General features: G+C 75.2%; 20 protein-coding genes and 2 tRNA genes. 8 read left to right on the top strand and 14 right to left on the bottom strand.

All coding sequences use genetic code 11. From position 1 onward, the window contains the following. Positions 1–4: 4 nt before the first annotated feature. The 3 genes from GCU56_RS05440 to GCU56_RS05430 all read right to left on the bottom strand — a co-directional run bounded on the left by GCU56_RS05440 (position 5) and on the right by GCU56_RS05430 (position 1704). The gene (locus GCU56_RS05440; RefSeq protein ID WP_163480500.1) at positions 5–217 is read right to left on the bottom strand and encodes a ferredoxin; all 213 of its coding nucleotides are present in this window, start codon (positions 215–217) and stop codon (positions 5–7) included. Beyond that, positions 217–1542, bottom strand: a complete 1326-nt coding sequence (locus tag GCU56_RS25030; protein WP_345771652.1) for a cytochrome P450 — start codon at positions 1540–1542, stop codon at positions 217–219. Before GCU56_RS25030 ends, GCU56_RS05440 begins: the two co-directional genes overlap by 1 nt. Before the next feature lie 85 nt (positions 1543–1627). Then, positions 1628–1704: transfer RNA gene (locus GCU56_RS05430), tRNA-Met, on the bottom strand. A 97-nt stretch (positions 1705–1801) separates the two neighbouring features. Between GCU56_RS05430 and GCU56_RS05425 the strand changes: the two genes are divergently transcribed. After that, positions 1802–2140 (top strand): hypothetical protein, encoded by a 339-nt coding sequence (locus tag GCU56_RS05425; RefSeq protein ID WP_163480499.1) that lies wholly within the window; start codon positions 1802–1804, stop codon positions 2138–2140. 51 nt (positions 2141–2191) lie between these two features. Here GCU56_RS05425 and GCU56_RS05420 read toward each other — a convergent pair. The 3 genes from GCU56_RS05420 to GCU56_RS05410 form a co-directional block, all read right to left on the bottom strand. Next, a tRNA-Met gene (locus tag GCU56_RS05420) sits at positions 2192–2268 on the bottom strand. A gap of 102 nt (positions 2269–2370) precedes the next feature. Next, entirely contained in the window at positions 2371–5301 is a 2931-nt protein-coding gene (locus GCU56_RS05415) for a UPF0182 family membrane protein (protein ID WP_204331534.1), read from the bottom strand. A 227-nt stretch (positions 5302–5528) separates the two neighbouring features. Next, positions 5529–6551, bottom strand: coding sequence for a YlbL family protein (locus tag GCU56_RS05410; protein WP_345771651.1), 1023 nt, complete (start codon positions 6549–6551; stop codon positions 5529–5531). Positions 6552–6649: 98 nt separating this feature from the next. On the opposite strand from GCU56_RS05410, the gene GCU56_RS05405 reads away from it, so the two are divergent. Next, a complete protein-coding gene (locus tag GCU56_RS05405) occupies positions 6650–7999 on the top strand; it encodes a zinc-dependent metalloprotease (protein ID WP_163480497.1) in 1350 nt (449 codons plus the stop codon). Positions 8000–8001: 2 nt separating this feature from the next. Here the strand turns inward: GCU56_RS05405 and GCU56_RS24445 are convergent, their stop codons facing one another. Next, positions 8002–8700: a M48 metallopeptidase family protein gene (locus tag GCU56_RS24445; RefSeq protein WP_345771650.1), complete on the bottom strand. Its 699-nt coding sequence runs from the start codon at positions 8698–8700 to the stop codon at positions 8002–8004. A 389-nt stretch (positions 8701–9089) separates the two neighbouring features. On the opposite strand from GCU56_RS24445, the gene GCU56_RS23360 reads away from it, so the two are divergent. The 3 genes from GCU56_RS23360 (at position 9090) to GCU56_RS24440 (ending at position 11981) form a co-directional block, all read left to right on the top strand. Then, positions 9090–9242 (top strand): DUF5679 domain-containing protein, encoded by a 153-nt coding sequence (locus GCU56_RS23360; protein WP_012950213.1) that lies wholly within the window; start codon positions 9090–9092, stop codon positions 9240–9242. A gap of 204 nt (positions 9243–9446) precedes the next feature. Continuing rightward, positions 9447–10535 carry a ThiF family adenylyltransferase gene (locus tag GCU56_RS05395; protein ID WP_163480496.1) on the top strand — a complete coding sequence of 363 codons (1089 nt, stop codon included), beginning with the start codon at positions 9447–9449 and terminating at the stop codon, positions 10533–10535. A 123-nt stretch (positions 10536–10658) separates the two neighbouring features. Then, the gene (locus GCU56_RS24440) at positions 10659–11981 is read left to right on the top strand and encodes an ABC1 kinase family protein (protein WP_345771649.1); all 1323 of its coding nucleotides are present in this window, start codon (positions 10659–10661) and stop codon (positions 11979–11981) included. A 133-nt stretch (positions 11982–12114) separates the two neighbouring features. Here the strand turns inward: GCU56_RS24440 and GCU56_RS23355 are convergent, their stop codons facing one another. From GCU56_RS23355 to GCU56_RS05375, 4 genes are all read right to left on the bottom strand, one after another. Further along, positions 12115–12279, bottom strand: a complete 165-nt coding sequence (locus GCU56_RS23355) for a hypothetical protein (protein ID WP_204331633.1) — start codon at positions 12277–12279, stop codon at positions 12115–12117. Between the two features lie 82 nt (positions 12280–12361). Then, positions 12362–12703, bottom strand: coding sequence for a WhiB family transcriptional regulator (locus GCU56_RS25025; protein ID WP_440588732.1), 342 nt, complete (start codon positions 12701–12703; stop codon positions 12362–12364). A 138-nt stretch (positions 12704–12841) separates the two neighbouring features. After that, a complete protein-coding gene (locus tag GCU56_RS05380; protein WP_163480495.1) occupies positions 12842–13099 on the bottom strand; it encodes a hypothetical protein in 258 nt (85 codons plus the stop codon). A gap of 187 nt (positions 13100–13286) precedes the next feature. After that, on the bottom strand, positions 13287–15311 hold the full coding sequence (locus GCU56_RS05375; RefSeq protein WP_163480494.1) for an ATP-dependent helicase: 2025 nt from the start codon (positions 15309–15311) through the stop codon (positions 13287–13289). Positions 15312–15461: 150 nt separating this feature from the next. On the opposite strand from GCU56_RS05375, the gene GCU56_RS05370 reads away from it, so the two are divergent. From GCU56_RS05370 to GCU56_RS05360, 3 genes are all read left to right on the top strand, one after another. Next, positions 15462–15725 carry a mycoredoxin gene (locus tag GCU56_RS05370; RefSeq protein WP_163480493.1) on the top strand — a complete coding sequence of 88 codons (264 nt, stop codon included), beginning with the start codon at positions 15462–15464 and terminating at the stop codon, positions 15723–15725. Between the two features lie 168 nt (positions 15726–15893). Continuing rightward, positions 15894–16526 (top strand): ANTAR domain-containing protein, encoded by a 633-nt coding sequence (locus tag GCU56_RS05365; RefSeq protein ID WP_345771648.1) that lies wholly within the window; start codon positions 15894–15896, stop codon positions 16524–16526. Between the two features lie 146 nt (positions 16527–16672). Then, a complete protein-coding gene (locus GCU56_RS05360) occupies positions 16673–17173 on the top strand; it encodes a uridine kinase (protein ID WP_345771647.1) in 501 nt (166 codons plus the stop codon). A 63-nt stretch (positions 17174–17236) separates the two neighbouring features. On the opposite strand, the gene nudC is transcribed toward GCU56_RS05360, so the two are convergent. From nudC to GCU56_RS05345, 3 genes are read right to left on the bottom strand one after another with little or no spacing between them, the layout of a single operon-like run. Continuing rightward, complete coding sequence (nudC, locus tag GCU56_RS05355) at positions 17237–18202, bottom strand: NAD(+) diphosphatase (protein ID WP_163480492.1); 966 nt, start codon at positions 18200–18202, stop codon at positions 17237–17239. Beyond that, the gene (locus GCU56_RS05350) at positions 18199–19569 is read right to left on the bottom strand and encodes a M16 family metallopeptidase (RefSeq protein ID WP_163480491.1); all 1371 of its coding nucleotides are present in this window, start codon (positions 19567–19569) and stop codon (positions 18199–18201) included. Before GCU56_RS05350 ends, nudC begins: the two co-directional genes overlap by 4 nt. After that, positions 19566–20876 (bottom strand): insulinase family protein, encoded by a 1311-nt coding sequence (locus GCU56_RS05345; RefSeq protein WP_163480490.1) that lies wholly within the window; start codon positions 20874–20876, stop codon positions 19566–19568. The genes GCU56_RS05350 and GCU56_RS05345 overlap by 4 nt, the downstream gene beginning before the upstream one ends. Positions 20877–20994 lie beyond the last annotated feature (118 nt).

Raw genomic sequence — 20994 nt, 5'->3', positions numbered from 1 at the left:
GGCCCTACCCCGCCGGGCCGTCCCCCTCACTCGCCAGTGCGAGCGCGCCGGTGGGGCACTGCGCGACGGCGTCACGGACCTCGTCCGCCACGTCCGGGTCCACCTCGGGCCGGAGCACGGTCACCACACCGTCGTCCCCCACCTCGAAGACGTCGGGCAGCAGCGCCTCGCAGGCGCCCGAACCGATGCAGAGCTCGCGGTCGACGGTGATGCGCATCAGCGGACGCCGGTCAGCCGGGCCGGCAGCCGCTTGATGCCGTTGACGAACGACGAGTGCAGCCGGTCGGGCTCGGCGGTCACCTCGAGGTCGGGCAGCTGGTCGAGCAGGGCCCGGAACGTCACGGCGATCTCCCGACGGGCGAGGTGCGCGCCCAGGCAGAAGTGCGGCCCCCGGGCGCCGAAGCCGACGTGCGGGTTGGGGTCGCGGCCGAGGTCGAACACCTCGGGGTCGCGGAACACCGCGGGGTCGCGGTTGGCCGACCCGTAGAGCAGCAGGAACTTGTCCCCCTCGGCGAACCGGTGGCCGTTCACCTCGCCGTCCCGGGTGGCGGTGCGCCGCATCCAGGTGACCGGACTGGCCCAGCGCACGACCTCCTCCACCGCGGTGCGGTCCAGGCCCGGGTCGCCGGCCCATCGCGCCCGCTGCTCCGGGTGCTCGGCCAGCGCGAGCACGCCCTGGGAGATCGCGTTCCGGGTCGTCTCGTTCCCGGCCACGAGCAGCAGGATGAAGAACGAGGCGATCTCCTGGTGGGAGAGCCGCTCCCCGTCGACGTCGGTCGTGACCAGCGCGGTCGTGAGGTCCTCGCGCGGCCGCTCCAGCCGCTCGGCGGCCAGCGCCTCCATCAGCGCGGCGAGCTCCATCCCCGCCTGCAGGAAGACGGTGAGCTGCTGCTCCTGGTCCTCGATGAGCTCCGGGTCCCCGCCGGACAGGATCACGGTCGAGTGCGCGAGCACCATCGCCCGGTGCTCCTCGGGGATGCCCATCATGTCGCAGATGACCCGCAGCGGGACGGGCGCGGCCAGGTCCGCCACGACGTCGACGTGCCCGCCCTGCGCCGCCGCCGTCTGCCGGGCCCGCGCCAGGACGTCGTCCACGACGGCTCGCACGGAGTCCACGGTCCGCTCGAGCATCCGCGGGGTGAAGGTCTTCGACACGATCCGGCGGATCTTGGCGTGCCGCGGGTCGTCCATGCTGATCAGCGAGCCGTAGAACTCGTTGAGGTCGGCCGGGATGTCCTGGATGGACACCGCGCCCCGCCCGGAGCAGAAGACGGCGGGCTGGGAGCTGATGGCCTCGACGTCCGCATAGCGGGTCACCGCCCAGTAGCCAGGCCCCGACGGCAACATCGGGATCTCGGGTTCGGCGTAGAAGGCGAACGGCCGCTCCTCCCGCAGCCGGGCGAAGGTCGCGTACCGCCGCGCGGGCGGGCCGGCCCACCAGTCGCGGTCGGAGAGGTCCACCGCGTCGAGGTCGATGCTGGCGGGTGGGAGCGCGTCGACGGTCACGATGGCCTCCGGACGGCAGTCAGCGGTGACCGTCACGCTAGAGAGGCGGAGCGTGCCGGACAACACACCGCTGCCCCGACGACGGAGGGCCCGGTCACCGTGGTGACCGGGCCCTCCGTGTTGGTAGCGGGGGCAGGATTCGAACCTGCGACCTCTGGGTTATGAGCCCAGCGAGCTACCGAGCTGCTCCACCCCGCGTTGCAGGTCCACCATACACGCCACCACGTCCGCCCCTCGCCCGCCCCGGACAGCGCGCCTCACTCAGCGTGCTTGTCACGGCACTTACAGTGCCCGCGTGCGAGCGGAGGTGGCGACGAGCAGCTTCGCCGGCCCGCCGCAGGCCGTGGAGGTGTTCCACGCGGGCCGCTGGTTCCCGGGCGAGCTGCTGGGCTGGCGGCACGACGAGGCCGGGTGCTGCCGCGTCCGGGTGCGCTGCGTCGTCGGCGGTCTGCGGCACACCGCCTGGACCGACCTCGCCCAGCTCCGGCTGCCCGCCCCGGTCCGCCCGCCCGTCCCCGACGTCGCGCGGGTCGCCGGCCCACCCCCGGCCCGGGACCGGCACGCCCTGGGCGCCCCGGCCGACCTCCCGCGGCCGCGCCGCGCCGGGCTCGTGGAGTGGCTCCGCAGCACCTGACCCAGGAACGCCGGAACCCCGGCCCTCCGAGGAGGACCGGGGTTCCGGTGGTGGTAGCGGGGGCAGGATTCGAACCTGCGACCTCTGGGTTATGAGCCCAGCGAGCTACCGAGCTGCTCCACCCCGCGCCGGTAGAGACCAGCCTACCCCGTCGCCGTGGCGGCGCGCACCCGGGTCGGGGTGCGCCCCGCCACACGGCGGGCCGGGACGTGCCCGGCCCGCCCGTGGCCTCAGCCGCCGGGGGACGCGGCGGCGGCCTGCGCCGCCTGGTAGGCCTCGACGGCCGCCTGCAGCTCCTCCAGCGCATCGCCCTGGGCGCCGAAGTCGCCACTGCGCTGGGCCTCGCTGAGCGCCTCGAGGGCGGCGTCCAGGTCGGTGACCGCCTGCTCCAGGGTGGGATCGCTCCCATCGCCGGCCGGGGGTGCCGGCGTCTCGCCCGACCCCTCCGGCGGCGTGGCCGGTTGCTCGGGGGCCGGCGTCCCGTCGCTGTCCGTGGCCGACTCCCCCGCCCCGGCGCCGAACACCTGGTCGAGCGCGTCGGCCAGCGTGTCGGCGTAGCCGACCCGCCCGCCGTAGTTGACCAGCACCTTGCGCAGCAGCGGGAAGGAGTTCTCGCCGGTGCCCTCGACGTACAGGGGCTGGACGTAGAGCAGCCCGTCGCCGCCGATCGGCAGGGTCAGCAGGTTGCCGAAGACCGCCTGGGACTCGGCGCTGTTGAACAGCGTCACGTCCGGCCGCACCTGGTCGTTGGTGTTGAACGACTGCTGCACCTGCTGGGGGCCGCGGAACGGCGTGTTCCCCGGCAGCTGCAGGACCTGGATCTCCCCGTAGGTCTCCGGGTCGCTGGACGCGGAGATGAAGGAGGACAGGTTCTCCCGCCGGAACGCGTTGAGCGCGCTGGTGAGCTGGAAGCTCGCCGCGGGGTCACCGGGGCGCTGCGCCAGGATGTAGTACGGCGGCTGCGCCTCCTGGGTGTCCAGGGTCGGGTCGGCCGGCACCTGCCAGCGGTCGTTCTGGTTGTAGAAGTCGACCGGGTTGCTGACGTGGTAGCGGGTGAGGATGTCGCGCTGCAGCTTGAACAGGTCCTCCGGGTACCGGACGTGCTGGACCAGCTCGTCCGACATCTCGCTGCGCGGCTCCACGGCATCCGGGAAGGCCTTCATGAAGGTCTCGAGGACCGGGTCCTCGGTGTCCCACTCGTACAGCCTCACCGTGCCGTCGTAGGCGTCGACGGTGGCCTTCACCGAGTTGCGGATGTAGTTGAACTGCTCGTTCGGCAGGGCCGTCGTCCCCGTGCCGGTGAGCGCGTCGGACGCCGCCTCGCCCAGCTCCATCGGCTCGGCGTAGGGGTAGGAGTCCGACGTCGTGTAGCCGTCGAGGATCCAGGTGACCCGGCCGTCGATGACCGCGGGGTACGGGTCGCCGTCGACGTCGAGGAACGGCGCGGCCTTCTCCACGCGGTCCCGGGGGTTGCGCACGTAGAGGACCTTGGACGCGTCGTTGACCGCGCTGGAGAGCAGGAAGTTCCGCTCCCGGTAGTAGATCGCGAACGTCAGCTGCCGGAAGAAGCTGCCGATCGCGACGCCGCCCTCACCGCCGTAGGTGTTGTTGATCTGCCCCTCGTCGGAGCCGTCCTCCGGCTGGTCGAACTCCCGGGGCGTCGCGTCCTCGGGCGCCCCGACGACGGAGTAGTCCTCGATCAGCTCCCCGTAGTAGATGCGCGGCTGCTCCACCTCGATGGTGCCGACGGTGGGGAGGTCACGGGTGGTGAAGTTCGGCTCGCCCCCCTCCTGGCCGGCGACCACCTGGTTGGCCGGGGCTGCGACGAAGCCGTTGCCGTGGGTGAAGACGGTGTGCCGGTTGATCCACGTCTGCTGGTTCTCGCTGAGCGCCTCGCTGTTGAGCTCGCGCACCGCGACGACGTAGTCACGGGTCTCGCCGTCGATCGTGTAGCGGTCGATGTCGAGCTTCTCCGGGAAGCCGTACACGTTGCGGATCTGCTGGCGCGCGGTGAACGTGTCGGCCAGGACGTTGGGGTCCAGCAGCCGCGCGTTCGGGATGGTCTCGGAGTCGTTGCGCAGCTCGGCCAGCACGGCGTCGGTGTCGACCTCGTCACCGGTGCTCTGCTGGGCGTAGTCGACGTACTCGACGTCGCTGAGCCCGTAGGCCTCGCGGGTGGACTCGATCGCCCGCTCGATGTAGTCGGCCTCGCGCTCGTTCGCACTGGGCCGGACGACGAACTGCTGCACGATGGCCGGGTAGGCGACCCCGATGACCAGGCTGGACAGCAGCAGCAGGACCAGCGCCGCGGCCGGCAGCCGGAAGTTGCGGACGACGACGTTGGCGAAGAAGGCGATCGCGCACACCGCCGCCGCGAACACCAGGATCGTCTTGGCCGGCAGCAGCGCGTTGACGTCGGTGTAGCTGGCACCGGTGAACAGCTCACCGCGGTCGGAGTAGACCAGCCCGTAGCGGTCCAGCCAGTAGGCCAGCGCCTTGAGCGCGACGAACGCGCCGAGCAGCACCGACAGCTGCACCATCGCCGCCGACGTCAACTTCTGCCCCGGCGTCTGCAGCCGCAGGCCGCCGAAGACGTAGTGGGTCAGCAGCGAGCCGATCAGCGCGAGCAGCACGATGGCGAAGCCGAAGCCCAGGAGCAGCCGGTAGAAGGGGTAGTCGAAGACGAAGAAGGACAGGTCGACGCCGAACTGGGGGTCGACCTGTCCGAAGTCGGTCGAGTTCCGGAAGCTCAGCCAGGTCTCCCAGTTGCTCTGGGCGGTGAACCCGGCGAACAGGCCCAGGACGACCCCGACGGCGGTGAGCACCAGGGTGCGCCGCGGCTCCAGGGACTGGCGGTAGCGCTCGAGGTTCTGCTGCTCCAGCGACATGGGCCGGAAGGTGGGACGGAACCGGTAGGCGAGGTGGATGGCGAGCGCCGTCAGGCCGCCGGTGGCGACCCCGGCGACGGCGAACAGCAGCGCGCGGGTCTGCAGTTCGGTCCAGAAGACCCCGGTGTAACCGGTCTCGTCGAACCACAGGTAGTCGACGTAGACGTTGGTCAAGGTCCCGATGGCCGTGAACAGCACCAGCAGCACGCCGATGGCCCCGATGACCACCTTCGCGCGCCGCGAGAGCGCGGGCACGGACACGGGGGGCCGCATGGCCACGAGCGGTCTCCTTCAGTTGCCTTCGTGGCGGGATGCCACGGACGTATCCGGCCGCGAGCGACCGGGCGGACCCGGTGGGGGCCGTCCGGCGCCGGACCGGTCACCCCAGACCAACGCGCGGGACGGCGCCGGGTTCCCCCGGCCACCGGCTCCGCCCGACAGCTTCCCCCACAGGGGGACCGGGGCGGTGGGTGGTGTGCCACGGCGAGCCGCGGCGGGGGTCAGCAGGGTTCGGGAGTGCGTCCCGCGCGGACGTCGGCCAGCGCCTCGAGGGCGTCGTCGAGGGTCGCCACCCGGGCCATGAGCAGGTCCGGCTGCGGCGCCCCCAGCGCGTCGGCGCAGTTGTCGGCCGGCACGAGGAAGAGCTCGGCACCGATGTCCGCGGCGGCCACCATCTTGAGCTGGATGCCGCCGATCGGGCCGACCTGGCCCTCGGGGTCGATCGTGCCGGTGCCCGCCACCAGCGCACCGCCGGTCAGGTCCGTGTCGCCGACGAGGTCGAGGATCCCGAGGGTGAGCATCAAGCCGGCCGAGGGGCCACCGACGTCCTCGACGCGGATGTCGACGTCGAAGGGCGCCGACGGCTGCTCCCGGATCAGCAACCCGAGCAGCGAGCCGTCGCGCTCCTCGGCCGGCCGGGTGGTCACCTGCGCCGTCCCGGGCTCGCCGAGCCGGGTGTAGCCGACGGTGACCGCCGTCCCACCGGGGATCGACGCCAGGACGTCGTCCAGGGTCGACGCGTCAGGTGTGGGCCGGCCCTCGACGGTGTCGATCGCGTCGCCCTCCTCCAGCCGCCCCTCGGAGGGCGAGTCCTCCCCCAGCCCGCGGACGACGACCTTCACCGGGTAGCCGAGCTGGGCGAGGGCCGCGGACTCGGCGGCCTCCTCGGAGGTGAGGAAGGCCTGCCGGTTGGCCTCGCGCGTCTCCTCCTCCGTGCGGTCCGGTGGGTACACCGTCTCCTCCGGGACGACGCTGACCTCGCTGTCGAACCAGCCCTGCACCGCCTCGACCAGGCTCAGCCCGGCGCGGCTGACCCCGACGGTGGTGAGCGTCAGCTCGCCGTCGACGTCGTTGCGGTCCCGGCCCTCGATGCTGATGATCGGCTCGCCGTCGATCTCCCCGAGGGTGTTGAAGGTCGGTCCCGGCACCTGCGCCACGTAGGGCACCGGCACCGCCGCACCGAGCACGCCGAAGACCACGAGCAGCACGACACCGACGCTGAGGACGGCGATCCGACGGGTCACGACCGGCCAGCTTACGAGCCCCGGCCCAGGACGCCGCCCGCGTTCCGCTGCCGGCGGACGAGCCTCCGGCGGGAAGATCACGCGTCTACGGTGGAGGGATGAGCGATCTCCCGTTCGGCTTCGGCCCCTCCGATCGCGACCCCGAGCGTCGCAACGAGCCCGGGTCCGACGCCGGCAACGACCCGTTCGGGTTCGGCGCGCTCTTCGGCGGCGGTGCCGGCGCGGGCACGCCGGAGGAGCTGCTGGGCAAGATGCCGCTGTTCGCCGAGCTGCAGAAGCTCATGAACTGGTCGGGCGGGCCGGTGAACTGGGACCTGGCCCGGCAGGGCGCGATCAGCTCGCTGGCCGCCGGCTCGCAGCCGACGTCCGACGCCGAGCGCACCGCCGTCGCGGAGGCACTGCGGCTGGCCGACCTGTGGCTGGACCAGGTGACCGACCTGCCCTCCGGCGTGGACCGGACGCTGGCCTGGTCGCGGGTCGAGTGGCTGGAGCAGACCCTGCCCGCCTGGGGCCGGCTGATCGACCCGCTGGCCGAGCGGGTGGTCGGGGCCATGACGAGTGCCCTGCCCGCCGAGGCCGCGGCGATGGCCGGCCCCCTCGCCGGGATCATGGGCCGCATGGGCGGGCTGATGTTCGGCGCCCAGATCGGCCAGGCGCTCGGCCGGCTCGCCGGCGAGGTGCTGACCAGCACCGAGATCGGCCTCCCGCTGGCGCCCGACGGTGCCGGCGTGCTCGTGCCGCAGAACGTGGCCGAGTTCGCCGCCGGTGTGGACCGTCCCGCCGAGGAGGTCCGGCTGTTCCTGGCGCTGCGCGAGGCGGCGTCCCTGCGGCTGTTCGCGCACGTGCCGTGGCTGCGCCAGCAGCTGCACGACGCGGTGCACGCCTACGCCCGGGGCATCCACGTCGACCGCGACGCGATCGAGCGGGGGATCACCGAGGCGATGGGGTCCATGGGCGGCATCGACCCGAGCAACCCCGAGAGCATCCAGGCCCTGCTCGGCAGCGGCGTGCTCGAGCCGGAGGAGACCCCCGAGCAGCAGATGGCGCTGCGCCGCCTGGAGACGCTGCTGGCCCTGGTCGAGGGCTGGGTGGACGCCGTCGTCGCCGCGGCCGCGGCGGACCGGCTCCCCGGGCACTCCGCGCTCGCCGAGACGATGCGCCGCCGGCGCGCCTCCGGCGGTCCGGCCGAGCAGACCTTCGCCACGCTGGTGGGGCTCGAGCTGCGCCCGCGGCGACTGCGCGACGCGGCCACCGTCTGGGGGGCCATGGGGCAGCGGCACGGCACCGCCGAGCGGGACCGGCTCTGGTCCCACCCGGACCTGCTGCCCACGTCCGACGACCTGGACGAGCCGCTGGACTTCGTGGCCCGCCAGGGGGCCGACGACGAGCTGCGGTCGCTGAGCGCCGACGACGCCGCCGACCGCCAGGACGACGACACCGAGGACTGAGCTCAGCCGGGGCTGGCCTCCGACCCCTGGTCGACGAGGTCGCCCGCCGGGGCCGCCCCGCCGTCGGCGCCCTCGGGGGTGGTCAGCTCCACGCCCTCCAGGAACCCCCGCGCGCGCTCGGCCCGCGGGTAGGCCGCCACCAGGGCCCAGAACCGCGCGTCGTGGCTGGGCTCGATCAGGTGCGCCAACTCGTGCACCAGCACGTAGTCGACGACGTACTCGGGCATCGCGCGCAACCGGCTGGAGAGCCTGATGGTGCCGTCGGCCGGGGTGCACGACCCCCAGCGCCGCTGCTGGTTGTCCACCCACCGGACGCTGGCCGGCTGGGGCACCCCCGCCAGGTGGGCCGCCGACAGCGCCCGCGCCCGGGCCATGAGTTCCTCGTCCCCGCCGAGGGACCGCCGGCGCCGCTCCTCGCGGGTCTGCAGCTTGGCCACCATCTGCGCCACCCACCGCCGCTCCTCGGCGGGACTGAACGCCGCCGGGATGAGCACGACCGTGCGCCCGGACTCGCGGTAGGCGGTCACCGTGCGGCGGCGCCGGGTGCTGCGCCGCACCTCGATCGCGCCGTCGGGCAGCACCGGCGCCGACGTGCCCCGGGCCGACCGGTTGGCGGGGACGGCTCGGGCGTCCCGGCGGCCCTCTCGCGGGAGGGCGGCCGGCACGGCGTCGTGCGGGGCGTCGGGGGTCGTTCCGGGCACGGGGGCACCGTAGCCACCGCCCGGCCGGCCCGCTCCCGCACCCCGCCCCCACACGGGTGCATGTCGCACGGACGGTGGACACCCGGGCGCCCGTCCCGGGGATCGACCGTCACGCCCGGCCGTCCACAGGGCTGGACGAGGCGTTCCTGCAGGTGGACGGCCGGTCCGGGGTCGGCGGGACCGGCCGGCGGTCGGGTCCGTCCCGGCGGCACGCACAGGGACACGCCGTCGGTTCCCCACACGCTCCACAGGTCTGTCCACAGGCTGTGGGGGAACCGGTCCGGGCGGCTCCCCCGCGGGCCGGGGGCGTGGACGCCGCACGGGTAGCGTTCCCCGGGTTGACGGCGCCCGGCCCCGGACGCCGGGTGGCGCGGAGAAGAGGAGGCACCGTGGCGGAGAGCTACAACGGCTACTGCGTGAAGTGCAAGGAGAAGCGCGACTTCGACGGCGAGGTCAAGGTCAGCGAGTCCGGCCGCCGCATGGCGCAGGGCACGTGCCCCGTCTGCGGCACCAAGATGAACCGGATCCTCGGCAAGGCCTGAGAGAGGGCCACCCCTCCCCGTCGCCTCGCAGGCTCGGCGCAGGTCCCTGACGGGTGGCGTTCCAGTGCGTCACCACGGCGGCGTCCCCCGGGGCGCCGCCGTCGTCGTCGGGGCCTGTGGACGGAGCCAGCGGGCCGTGGCCGCGCGCTGCGACGCTGCGGGGGTGAGGACGACCCCCGCGCCCGGCCGAACCGGGGCCGCGGCGTGAGCGACAGCGCGCACCCCTACCTGCCCACGAGCGTCCCGCTGCTCCGGCTGCCCGGCCCCGGCGGCACGGCCGAGGTCCAGGTGGGTGGCACCGACACCACCGACGGTCTGCGGGTCTCCCCCGGCCCGGCCGAGCTGACCGCCCTGCTGCGCGGCCTCGACGGACGCCGCGCCCAGCGGACCGTGGTCGCCGAGGCGGCCCGTGCCGGCCACGAGCCGGCCGCGGTCGCCGCACTGCTCGACGGGCTCCGCGCCACCGGCCTGCTGGTGGACCTCGAGGCCGCCGACCTGCTGTCCGCCGAGGCCGGACCGGCCGCCGTGGCGCGGACCCGCGCCGAACTGCCCGCCACGGTGCGGGCGCGTCACGACCTCGTCGGCGGGTCCGGCTGGCGCGCCCGCCGGACCGCGGTCGTGGTGGTCGAGGGGGCGAGCCGGGTGGGGGTGCCGCTCGCCGCGGTCCTGGCGGCCAGTGGCGTGGGCCGGATCAGCATCCGGGACCGGGGGCCGGTCACCGCCGGGGACGCCGTCGTGGGCGGGCTGGCCGCCGGGGACGAGGGCCGCCCGCGGGTCCTGGCCGCCGCCGACGCCGTCCGGCGGGCCAGCCCGCTGACCGACCTGCGGCCGCTGCCGGCCGGGGTGCGCAGCGACCTGGTCGTGCTCACCGAGCCGTGGGCGGCGTCCGACCCGCTGGCCGACGACCTGCGATCCCGCGGGCTGGCGCACCTGGTCGCGACCGTCCGGGGGGAGACCGGCGTGGTCGGCCCGCTCGTCGTGCCGGGGAGCACGAGCTGCCTGCGCTGCGCCGAGCTGCACCGGCGGGACGCCGATCCCCGGTGGCCGCTGCTGGCCGCTCAACTGACCGCCGGCGACCCCGCGCCCGGCGGCGCCACCGTGACCTGCCTGATGACCGCGGTCACGGCAGCGGTGCAGGTGCTCGCCTACCTGGACGGCGGTGCCGCGCCGGTGACCCTGGGCACCACCGTCGAGCTGCGTCCGCCCGACCTCACGCCCCGCACCCGCCGGTGGCCGGTGCACCGCGACTGCCCGTGCGGGGACGGCGCCTCGGGCGCCGCCGGGGGCCGGTGAGGCGCTCCCCCAGCGCTGCACCCGCCGATCGGGCGACAATGGCCGCAGAGTGCACATCCGGGTCCGTACGGTTCCGGGGACGCAGCCGCGAGCGCGGCCGACGAGCGCCAGCGAGGAGAGACCGTGACTGAGACGGGACGGGGGATGCCCCGGGGCTCGGTCTCGAGGACCGCACGCCTGGCGTCGCTGCCACTGGGCGCCGCGGGCCGGGCCACGCTGGGCATCGGCAAGCGGCTCTCGGGCCGGCCCGCCGACGCGGTGACCGCCGAGCTCCAGCAGCGCACCGCCGAGCAGCTGTTCGCCGTCCTGGGGCAGCTCAAGGGCGGGGCGATGAAGCTCGGGCAGACGCTGTCGGTGTTCGAGGCCGCGGTTCCCGAGGAGGTGGCCGCGCCGTACCGGGAGGCGCTGGTCAAGCTGCAGGAGGAGGCGCCGCCGATGCCGGCGCGCACCGTCCACGCGGTGCTCAGCCAGCAGCTCGGCGGCAGCTGGCGGAGCCGGTTCACCCACTTCGACGACGCCCCGGCGGCCGCGGCCAGCATCGGGCAGGTGCACAAGGCCACCTGGCGGGACGGCCGCGAGGTGGCCGTCAAGATCCAGTACCCCGGTGCGGCGACCGCCCTGATGGCCGACCTCAACCAGCTGGCCCGCTTCGCCCGGCTGTTCGCGGCCCTGTTCCCCGGCATGGACGTCAAGCCGCTGATCGCCGAGCTCAAGGCCCGGGTGGTCGAGGAGCTGGACTACGGACTCGAGGCCGACGCCCAGCGCGCCTTCGCCGCCGCCTACGCCGACGACCCGCAGATCGTCGTCCCCCGGGTGGTGGCCAGCGCCCCCAAGGTGATCGTGTCCGAGTGGCTCGACGGGACGCCGCTGTCCAGGGTCATCGCCTCGGGGACGCGGGAGCAGCGTGACCTCGCCGGCCACCTGATGGCGGTCCTGCACTTCTCGGCGCCCCAGCGGGCGCGCATGCTGCACGCCGACCCCCACCCGGGGAACTTCCGCCTGGTCGGTGACGGCCGGCTGGGCGTCATCGACTTCGGTGCCACCGCCCGGCTGCCCGACGGCCACCCCGAGCCGATCGGGCGGCTGCTGCGCTGGGCGCTGGAGGGGCGGGCGGCCGACGTGCTGGCCGACCTGCGCGCGGAGGGATTCGTCCGGCCCGGCATCGAGGTCGACGCGCAGGGCGTCCTGGACTACCTGCGCCCCCTGCTGGAACCGGTCGAGGGGCCGGAGTTCCACTTCACCCGCGCCTGGATGCAGGAACAGGCCGCCCGGATCGCCGACCCGCGGAGCGAGGCCAACCGGCTGGGCCGGATGCTGAACCTGCCCCCGGCGTACCTGCTCATCCACCGGGTGACGATCGGGTCGATCGGGGTGCTCTGCCAGCTCGACGCCGCCGGTGACTACCGCAGCGTGGTCGAGGAGTGGCTCCCCGGCTTCACGGGGTGAGGCCCGCGCTGCTGCGGCGGCGCTGACGACGGAGGAGGCCGGGTCCGGACGCACCGGGAGCGTCCGGACCCGGCCTCGATCGGGATGGCCCCGTGGCAGGCCCCGCCGCGAGCTCGCACGGGGCGGGGCTGCATCAGCGGACGGCGGCGCTCGCCCGCGCCGCCCGGCGCGTCGCGTACTCGGCGCGACGGGCCCAGCGACGGGCAGCCCGCACGCGGCGGGCGCGGGTGGCGGTGTCGGCCTCGGCGCGGAGTTCGCGCAGGCGGTCGACGGCCAGGTCGTACTCGTACGTGGTCACTTCGACTCCTCGAGTGCTTCGTGTGGCCCCGTCGGGACCACCGTTCCGAGCTCGTGCGGGATGAGGGGACGGTGTCCCCGGTTCATGCGGCGACCACCTTCCGCGGGCGCCCACGGGGACGCTTGCGGGCGATGACCACGCCGCGCTCGAAGATCTCGCCGCCCCAGACGCCCCAGGGCTCGCCGCGGTCGAGCGCGCCCGCCAGGCAGGCGTCCCGCACGGGGCACTCCGCGCAGAGCGTCTTGGCCTGCTCGAGCTGCGCCGGGCTCTCGGCGAACCACAGCTCCGGGTCGTCCCGGCACGGCAGCGGGCGCCGCACCGGAGCCGGCGACACCGGCGTCGCCGGCCGTCGGGGAAGGGAACCGCCGGTCCGGGGGAGCCCGGGTCGGCGGTGGGACGTCGGGCGGTCGATCGTCTGCTGCACTGCCGCTCCTCCTCGTACTCGTCGTCTACGACCGGCGGGGACCCGCCGACCGGGAGTCGGGGCCGGGTGTCGCGACAAAGAGAGAGGCCGCGGACCCGGGTTTCGGGTTCCGCGGCCTCGAGGAGGACCAGCTGAGCGTCAGCTCAGCGGTCTCCCCGGGGAGTGGATCCCGAGGGTGGGGACGTCGTTCTGGGGGTTGGACTGGTGGACGGCGCCGAACTGCTCGGCGGCGGGCACACTGGTGGCGTCGAGCCGGACGCGGGTGGGCGCGATGCCGAACACCTCGACGATCGGCAGCGCACGGAGACGGGCGGCGGCGCAATCGGCCGGACGCGCGGCGAGGAGCCCCGTGCCGGAGTCCCCGGCAGGGGCACTGGTCCACGTGGTGGTGATCACGGTGTCCCCTCCTCTCCGGGGTCGGATCGCGGCTGGTGAGCCGGTCTCGGTCTGGTGCGGCTCGCAAGCGGTGCTCCGAGCGCGCGAGATGGACAGTAGGACGCGCCCGCGGAGGGGGTCAACGCATTAAATCCGGCCGTTCCCCGTGACCGCACTCACTCGCCCTGCCGTGACGTCGTGCGGTCGGTCAGGGACCGACGGTCGCCAGCACGTCCTCGCCGTAGAGCTCCAGCTTGCGGGCCCCGATGCCGGGCAGGGCGGCCAGCTCGCGCAGGGTGGCCGGCCGGCTCTCCGCGATGGCCTGCAGGGTCGCGTCGGTGAAGACGACGTAGGCCGGGACGGACGCCTCGGCCGCTGCCCCGCTCCGCCACGCGCGGAGCCGCTCGAACAGCTCCCCCGCCTCGCCCTCCAGCACGACCTTGACCTTCTTCGCCTTGCGCGGCGGTGGCGCGGCGCTCGGCGTGGACTCGGGGACCAGCCCGGTGAGGAACCGGCTGCGCGGTCGGGATCGGCGGCCACCGGGATTGCGGGCCAGCGACCAGGAGAGCGTGAGCTGCTCCCGGGCGCGGGTGACCGCGACGTACAGCAGCCGCCGCTCCTCCTCCACCGCCTCGGGCCGGGACAGCGACTGGGCGATCGGCAGGACGCCGTCGACCAGGCCGACCACGAAGACGGCGTCCCACTCCAGGCCCTTGGCGGCGTGCATCGAGGCCAGCGTGACCCCCTGCACGGTGGGCGCGTGCTGGGCGTCGGCCCGCGCCGCGAGGTGGGCCACGAAGCCCGCGATGTCGATCGTCGCGTCCTCGGCAACCAGGTCGACGGCGAGGTCGACCAGGGCGGCGAGGGACTGCCAGCGGTCGCGGGCGGCCCCGCCGGGCGGTGGCCGGTGCTCGACCCAGCCGGTGGAGGCCAGCACGTCGCGCACGGCCGGGACCAGCGCGCCGGGCTCGGAGCCCCCGGCGGCGGCGCCCCGCAGCAGCAGCACCGCCTCCCGGACCTCGGGCCGCTCGAAGAAGCGCTCACCGCCCCGGAGCACGTAGGGCACGCCGACGTCGGCCAGCGCCGACTCGTAGACCTGGGACTGGGCGTTGATCCGGAACAGGACGGCGATCTCGGCCGCCGGCGTCCCGGCGTCGACCAGCGCCCGGCAGGCCGCCGCCACCGCGGCGGCCTCGGCGGGCTCGTCGGGGTGCTCCGCGAACCGGGGCGCCGGGCCCTCGGCACGCTGGCCGAGCAGCCGCAGGCCGGGCAGGCCCTTGCGCCGTGGGGCCTGGCCGATCAGCTTGTTGGCCAGGGCGACCACCTGGGGGGTGGACCGGTAGTCGCGCTCGAGCTTGACCACCTCGGCGTCGGTGTAACGGTCGGCGAACCCGAGCAGGTAGTCGGGGTCGGCGCCGGTGAACGAGTAGATGGTCTGGTTGGGGTCGCCGACGACGCACACGTCGGCCCGGCCACCCAGCCACGCGTCGAGCAGCCGCTGCTGCAGCGGGTTGACGTCCTGGTACTCGTCGACGACGAAGTGCCGGTACTGCGCCCGGACCTCGCGGGACACCTGGTCGTGCTCCTCGAGGGCGTAGGCGGTGACCAGCAGGAGGTCCTCGAAGTCCAGCGCGCCGTCGCGCTGCTTCGCCGACTCGTAGCTGGCGTAGACCTGCGCGACGGCGGCGGGCTCGAAGGGCGGCTCCCGCCCGGCGGCCTTCGCCCGGTCCGGGTAGTCCTCTGGCGTCGCCAGGGTGGTCTTGGCCCACTCGATCTCGCTGGCGAGGTCCCGGAGGCTGGTGCGGTCGGTGGACAGCCGGGCCCGGGAGGCGGCGGTGGCCACCAGCCGCAGCTTGTTCTCCACCAGGCCCGGCATCGGGCCGCCCAGCACCCGCGGGGCGAAGTACCGCAGCTGGCGCATCGCCGCGGCGTGGAAGGTCCGTGCCTGCACCCCGCCCACACCGAGGGCGGCCAGCCGCGAGCGCAGCTCGCCCGCGGCGCGCGCGGTGAACGTCACCGCCAGGACCTGCTCGGGGACGAAAGCGCCGGTGTGCACGCCGTAGGCGATCCGGTGGGTGATGGTGCGGGTCTTGCCCGTGCCGGCACCGGCGAGGATGCACACCGGACCGGACACCGCCTGGGCGGCGGCCCGCTGCTCGTCGTCCAGCTGCGCGAGCACCGCTTCGGCACCCGTTCCGCGGACGCGACCCGGCGCACCGGCGATCTGCGTCATCGACTCCCCGTCTCCCACCCCGTCGGCCAGTCCCCATCCTCCCAGCCGCCGGGGACGGGCGGGGGAAGCATCCCCAGGGGCGCGGCGTTGCCCTGTCCTGGTGGCCGGAGCTCCGGCCACCAGGACGCGAGAGACCGGAGGATCCCCTCGATGAGCGCTGCCACCGCCGCCGTGACCATGTACACCACCACCTGGTGCGGCTACTGCGTGCGGCTGAAGAAGCTCATGCAGCGGGAGGGCATCGAGTTCGCCGAGGTCGACATCGAGCGCGACGACGCCGCGGCCGGCGTCGTGATGCAGGCCAACGGTGGGAACCGCACCGTCCCCACCCTCGTCTTCGCCGACGGCAGTGCGCTGACCAACCCGAGCATCGACCAGGTCAAGGCCCAACTGGTCCAGGCGCAGGGCGCCTGACACCGCACGCCGGCCCCGCCCCAGCGGGCCGTGGGCGACCGTCGACGGCGAGTGCTCCGCCCACCCTCTCCGGCGAGAGGGCATGATCGGTGTCACGGAGGCCGTGACCGCGGCCCTCCCACGTCCCGGCCACCCGGGCCGGGCTGACCGCGCACGGAGGCCCTCGTCGTGAGCTCGAGCGTCGAGCACGCAGCCTCCGCGGCCGCCTGCGCTGACGATCCGCTCCCGTCGGACGAGCCGTCGGTGCTGGTGGTCCGCACCGGCCGCGGCTGGTCGGTGCTCTCTCCCGGCCGGGCGGAGGACGTCGGCGACCTGGTCGAGGGGATGACCCTCGCCGACCTCGTCGCCGCGGAGCTCGGCACCCTGGTCGAGCCCGACCGCACCGCGCGGCGCGCCGCCCGCGGACCGGCCCCGGACGACCATCCAGCCGCCGATCCGCGCGACGCGCGGCTGGCCGCGCTCGAGCGCACCGTCGCCCAGCTGGAGCACGCCCTGGCCGCCCGCGTGGCCACCGAGCGGGCGATCGGCGTGCTCGCCGAGCGGCACGGCACCACGCCGCGGTGCGCCTTCGAGCTGCTGCGCGGGGAGGCACGCTCGCAGGGGCGTCCCGTGCCGGAGCTGGCCCACGAGGTGCTCGACAGCCTCGAGGTGACCCAGGACCCGGTCGCCACGGACCTGCCGCGCCCGCCCGCGCCCCGGCCGGCCCCGCCCCGGCCGGCAGCGCCTCGGCCGGCCGCGTCCGCCGACGTCCGCACCCGCGCCCGCACCGACCGGCGGGCGGCCGTGGAGGGCCGGTCCTGAGCCGTCCGGAGCCGCTGACGCCCGAGGCGCTCGCCGACCGGCTCGCCGGCCTGCTGGCCGGTGCGGAGTGCCCTGCCGGGGCCGTCGCGCTCCGGGTCGCCGTCGACGGGCCGGACGTCGCCGCCCCCGCCGACCTCGCCGCCGCGGTGGCCGACCGGTTACCGGTCCTCGGCCGCCCCGCCGTCGTCGTCCCGGCGGCCGGCTTCCTCCGCCCGGCATCGCTGCGGCTGGAGCACGGCCGCACCGACCCCGACGCGCGCTACACCGACTGGCTCGATGCCGGAGCGCTGGCGCGGGAGGTCCTCGACCCGCTGGGGCCCGGTGGCTCCGGCGACTACCTGCCCGTGCTCTGGGACGTCGTCCGCGACCGGGCCGCCCGCGCCCGCCCGCGCCCGATGCCGCCGGGCGGAGTGTTGCTGGTCGCGGGCCCGCTGCTGCAGGGTCTCGGGCTGGCGTTCGACGTCGTCGTCCACCTGCGGGTCGCCGCGGCCGCGCGACGCCGGCGCACCCCTGCCGAGCAGGCCTGGGAGCTGCCTGCCTTCGACCGCTACGACGCGGAGGTGGACCCGACGTCGCTGGCCGACGCCGTCGTCCTGGCCGACTCCCCCGACCACCCCGCACTGCTGCTGCAGGGTCGCTTCAGCTGAAGGCCCGCCTGCAGGGGCCCGCCGCGAGCGGGCGGGTGGTGGGGGGCAGGTGGGTCCTCCTCTTCAGTCGCCGGCCAGCCAGCGGTCGATGATGTGCCGCGCGATCGAGACCGCCGGCGGCAGCGCCCGGGGGCCCGTGCCGGAGCGCAGCTCCTCGCGGGTGAACCAGCGGGCCTCCTCGATCTCGGTCGGGTCCAGGCGCAGCGTCGGATCACCGACCACCCGGGCGGTGTACCCGAGCATGAGCGACTGCGGGAAGGGCCAGGGCTGGCTGCCCACGTAGCGGATGTCGGTGACCGTGAGGCCCACCTCCTCGGCGACCTCGCGGGCCACCGCGCCCTCGGCCGACTCCCCCGGCTCGACGAACCCGGCGAGGATCGAGAAGCGGCCCGGCGGCCAGACCGCCTGCCGGCCCAGGACGCAGCGGTCGCCGCCGTCGTGGACCAGCATGATCACCGCCGGGTCGGTGCGGGGGAAGAGCTCGGCGCCGGTCTCCGGGTCCCGCCGGACCCAGCCGGCCCGCTCGACCGTCGTCGGGGCGCCGGACAGCGGGCTGAACCGGTGTCGCTCGTGCCACTCGATGATGCCGATCGCCTGGGCCAGGAGGCCGGCGTCGAGATCGCCGAGGTCGGCGCCCACCTCGCGCAACCCGGCCCAGGTGTCCACCGGCCGCCCACCGACCGACAGCCGCCGCTCCCCGAGCACGGCGGCGTACGGGACGCCGTCGGCCTCGCCGAGGAAGACCGCGTCGTCGGGCAGCTCCGCGCGCTCCTCCCACACCAGGCGGGGACCGCCCTCGGCCTCCTCGACCGGCACCGCGCGGCGGTCGTCCACGATGAGCAGCCGGACCGTGCGGCCCCCGGTGGGGTCGGGGAGCAGGCGGGCCAGGTGGCTGCGGTCGTGCGCCGAGCGCGACAGCACGGGGACCGGACCCGGTCCGGACGGCGAGCTCTCCGGCCAGGCGACCGGCGGGCTCGTGTCGGGCGGCGGGTTGTCGGCCGGGGTGCTGCCGCCGGCCGGGACGCTCACGCCGGCCCCGTCGCGGCCGCGCTGGCGGTGACGTCGACGGGACCGAGCGCGCGGAGCGGCCCGGTCACCCGTTCGGCGTCCCCGACCACGACGGCGGTCAGCCCCGCCGGCTGCAGGTAACGCCGGGCGGCGGCCTGCACCTCGTCGACGGTGACCCCGGCCAGCGCGCGCTGGTGCTCGGTCAGCCAGCCCGGTGGCAGCCCGGCGCCGACCAGCGCGGACAGCGTGCTGGCCAGCCCGGCGTGCGTGGCGGTGGACAGCGCCATGCTGCCCAGGACGTAGCGGCGGGCGGCGTCGAGCTCGTCGGCCCCGACCGGCACCAGCGCCATCCGGCCCAGCTCGTACCAGGTCTCCAGGAGGGCCGGTGCGGTGACCTCGGTCGCGACGTCGGCCTCCACGAGGAAGGACGACGCGGCCGCCAGGTGGTCGACCGAGCTGCGCGGGCTGTAGCTGTAGCCGCGCCGCTCGCGGATGTTCTCCACCAGCCGGGAGGAGAAGTAGCCGCCGTAGACCATGTTGGCCAGCCGGACCGCGGGGAGGTCGGGGTCGGTGCGGGCGGGGGCCGGCCCGCCGAGGCGGAGGTTGGACTGCACGGCCCCGGGCCGGTCGACCACCTCCAGGTGCCCCGGTGCCAGCTGCGGGGCCGGCGGCGCGGCGATCGCCGTGCCCTCCCCCGTCCAGCCGCCCAGCGCCGCCGCGGCCGCGTCGACGGCGGCGGCGGGGTCCAGGTCACCGACGAGGACGAGGGTGCTCCCGGCGGGCAGCACCCGGTCGCGGTGCAGCTTGCGCAGCGCCTGCCCGCGCACGCCGCCGACCAGTTCGGGGCTGGGCAGCTGCTCGGCGTAGGGGTGCGTGCCGTAGCGGCGCGCGGCCAGCGCGGTGCGCGCGATGACGCCCGGCTGCGAGCGGGCTATCGAGATCCGTTCGGCGACGCGGGCCCGCTCGCCCTCCACGAGGTCGGCCGGGTAGGTGGCGCTGGTGAGCACCTCGGCGAGCACGCCGAGGACCGGGGCGAGCCCCTCGGCCAGCAGCGTGGTCGCGAACAGCAGGCGGTCCGGGTCGGCGGAGACCGACAGCTCGCCGCCGTGGGTCTGCAGTGCCTGCGCGATGCCCGTGGCGTCGTGCGCGGTCGTGCCCAGCAGCACGGCACCGGAGAGCACCGAGGCGCGGGCGGCGTGCTGCGCGGCAGCGCGGGCCGTCGGGGCCGCGAACGGCACCCGCAGCCGCAGCTCGACGAGCGGGACGCCCGGGCGCGGGACGACGACCAGCCGCAGCCCCGTGGCCAGCGTGGCCTCGGTGACGGCGAGTTCCGGCTGGGGCCGCGGTTCGCCGAGCGGGGGGACCAGGCCCAGGTCGGGTGCGCTCATCGAGCACCTCCGGTGGCCCGCAGCTCCAGCACCGCGGCGGTGCCGGGGTCCAGGCCACGCGCGGCGACCTGCACCTGCTCCGGGGTGACCGACGCCAGCCGGGCGGCCAGCTCGCCGGCCAGTTCGGCGCGGCCGTGGATCAGCTCGGCCGTGGCGAAGGCGAGGGTGCGGCCGAGCACGGAGTCGGCCTGGCGCAGCAGCTGCGCCTCGGTGCGGGCCTGCACGCGGGCCAGCTCGGCGGCGCCGACGCCGTCCGCCGCGATCCGCGCCACCTCCTCGTGCACCGCGGTGAGGACCTGCTCGGCGCTCACCGCGGCCGGATGGTGCACCTGGGTGGTCAGCAGCGTGGCGTCCCGGACGTCGAACGGGTCGCCGAAGAGCCCGACGTAGCTGCTCTGCGCCACGGCGAGCTGGTCGTCGTGCACCAGCCGGCGCTCCAGGCGGGAGGCGTCGCCCTCGCTGAGCAGCTCGGCCAGCAGCACGGTGCCGAGGTAGGTGTCGAGGTCCCCGACCGGGTCGGGCACCCGCCAGCCGATCGCCACGGCGGGGGCCGGGGCCAGCCGGTCCTCCTCGACGCCGGACCGGGCGGCGGTCGGCGACGGCTCGCCGGTCGGTGGGGTGGGCGGCACGTCGCGGGCCTCGATGGGGCCGAACCAGCGGCGGACCAGCCGCTCGGTCTCCTCGACGTCGAGGTCACCACCGAGGCAGAGGACGGCGTTGCCCGGGGCGTAGTAGCGGTGGAAGAAGTCCAGCGCGTCGTCGACCGTGGAGGACTCCAGGTCGACGAAGGACCCGTAGCCGTCGTGGGTGTTCGCGAAGCTCTCGAAGGCGATCTGCGGCAGCTGCAACCACGGGAAGGCGCCGTAGGGCCGGTTGAGCACGTTGACCCGGATCTCCTCCTTGACCACGTCGATCTGGTTGCGGAGGTTCTCCGGGGTGATGGCCGGCGCCGCCATGCGGTCGGCCTCGAGGAACAGGGCCCGCTCGAGCGCCTCGGCGGGGAGCGCCTCGTAGTAGTTGGTGTAGTCCTGGTGGGTCGAGCCGTTGAACGTGCCGCCCGCGGCCTGCACCAGGCGGGCGTGCTCCATCTTCGGCACGTTGGCCGAGCCCTGGAACATCATGTGTTCGAAGAGGTGGGCGAATCCGGTGCGGCCCTGGGGCTCGTTGCGCATCCCGACGTCGTAGGAGACGGTCACCGCGACCACCGGCACGCTGCGGTCGGGTGCCAGGACGACCCGCAGGCCGTTCTCCAGTCGGAAACGCTGCACCGGGTGCCGGAGGGTGAGGTCGGCCCCAGCTGCTGTCACGTCCCGACACTAACCGCGCCCCTGATCCCGCTGCCCCGCCGGGCGGTGCGGAGCCCGCCGTGGAGGAGTCCGCTCCCCGGTCGACGGGGCGGGCACCGCGGGCAGGAGTGACCGCCGG

The organism is Geodermatophilus sabuli (genome assembly GCF_010686765.1).
Lineage (GTDB): Bacteria > Actinomycetota > Actinomycetes > Mycobacteriales > Geodermatophilaceae > Geodermatophilus > Geodermatophilus sabuli_A.
Note: the sequence above shows the minus strand (reverse complement) of the source record. Positions and strands in the feature narration are given on the sequence as shown.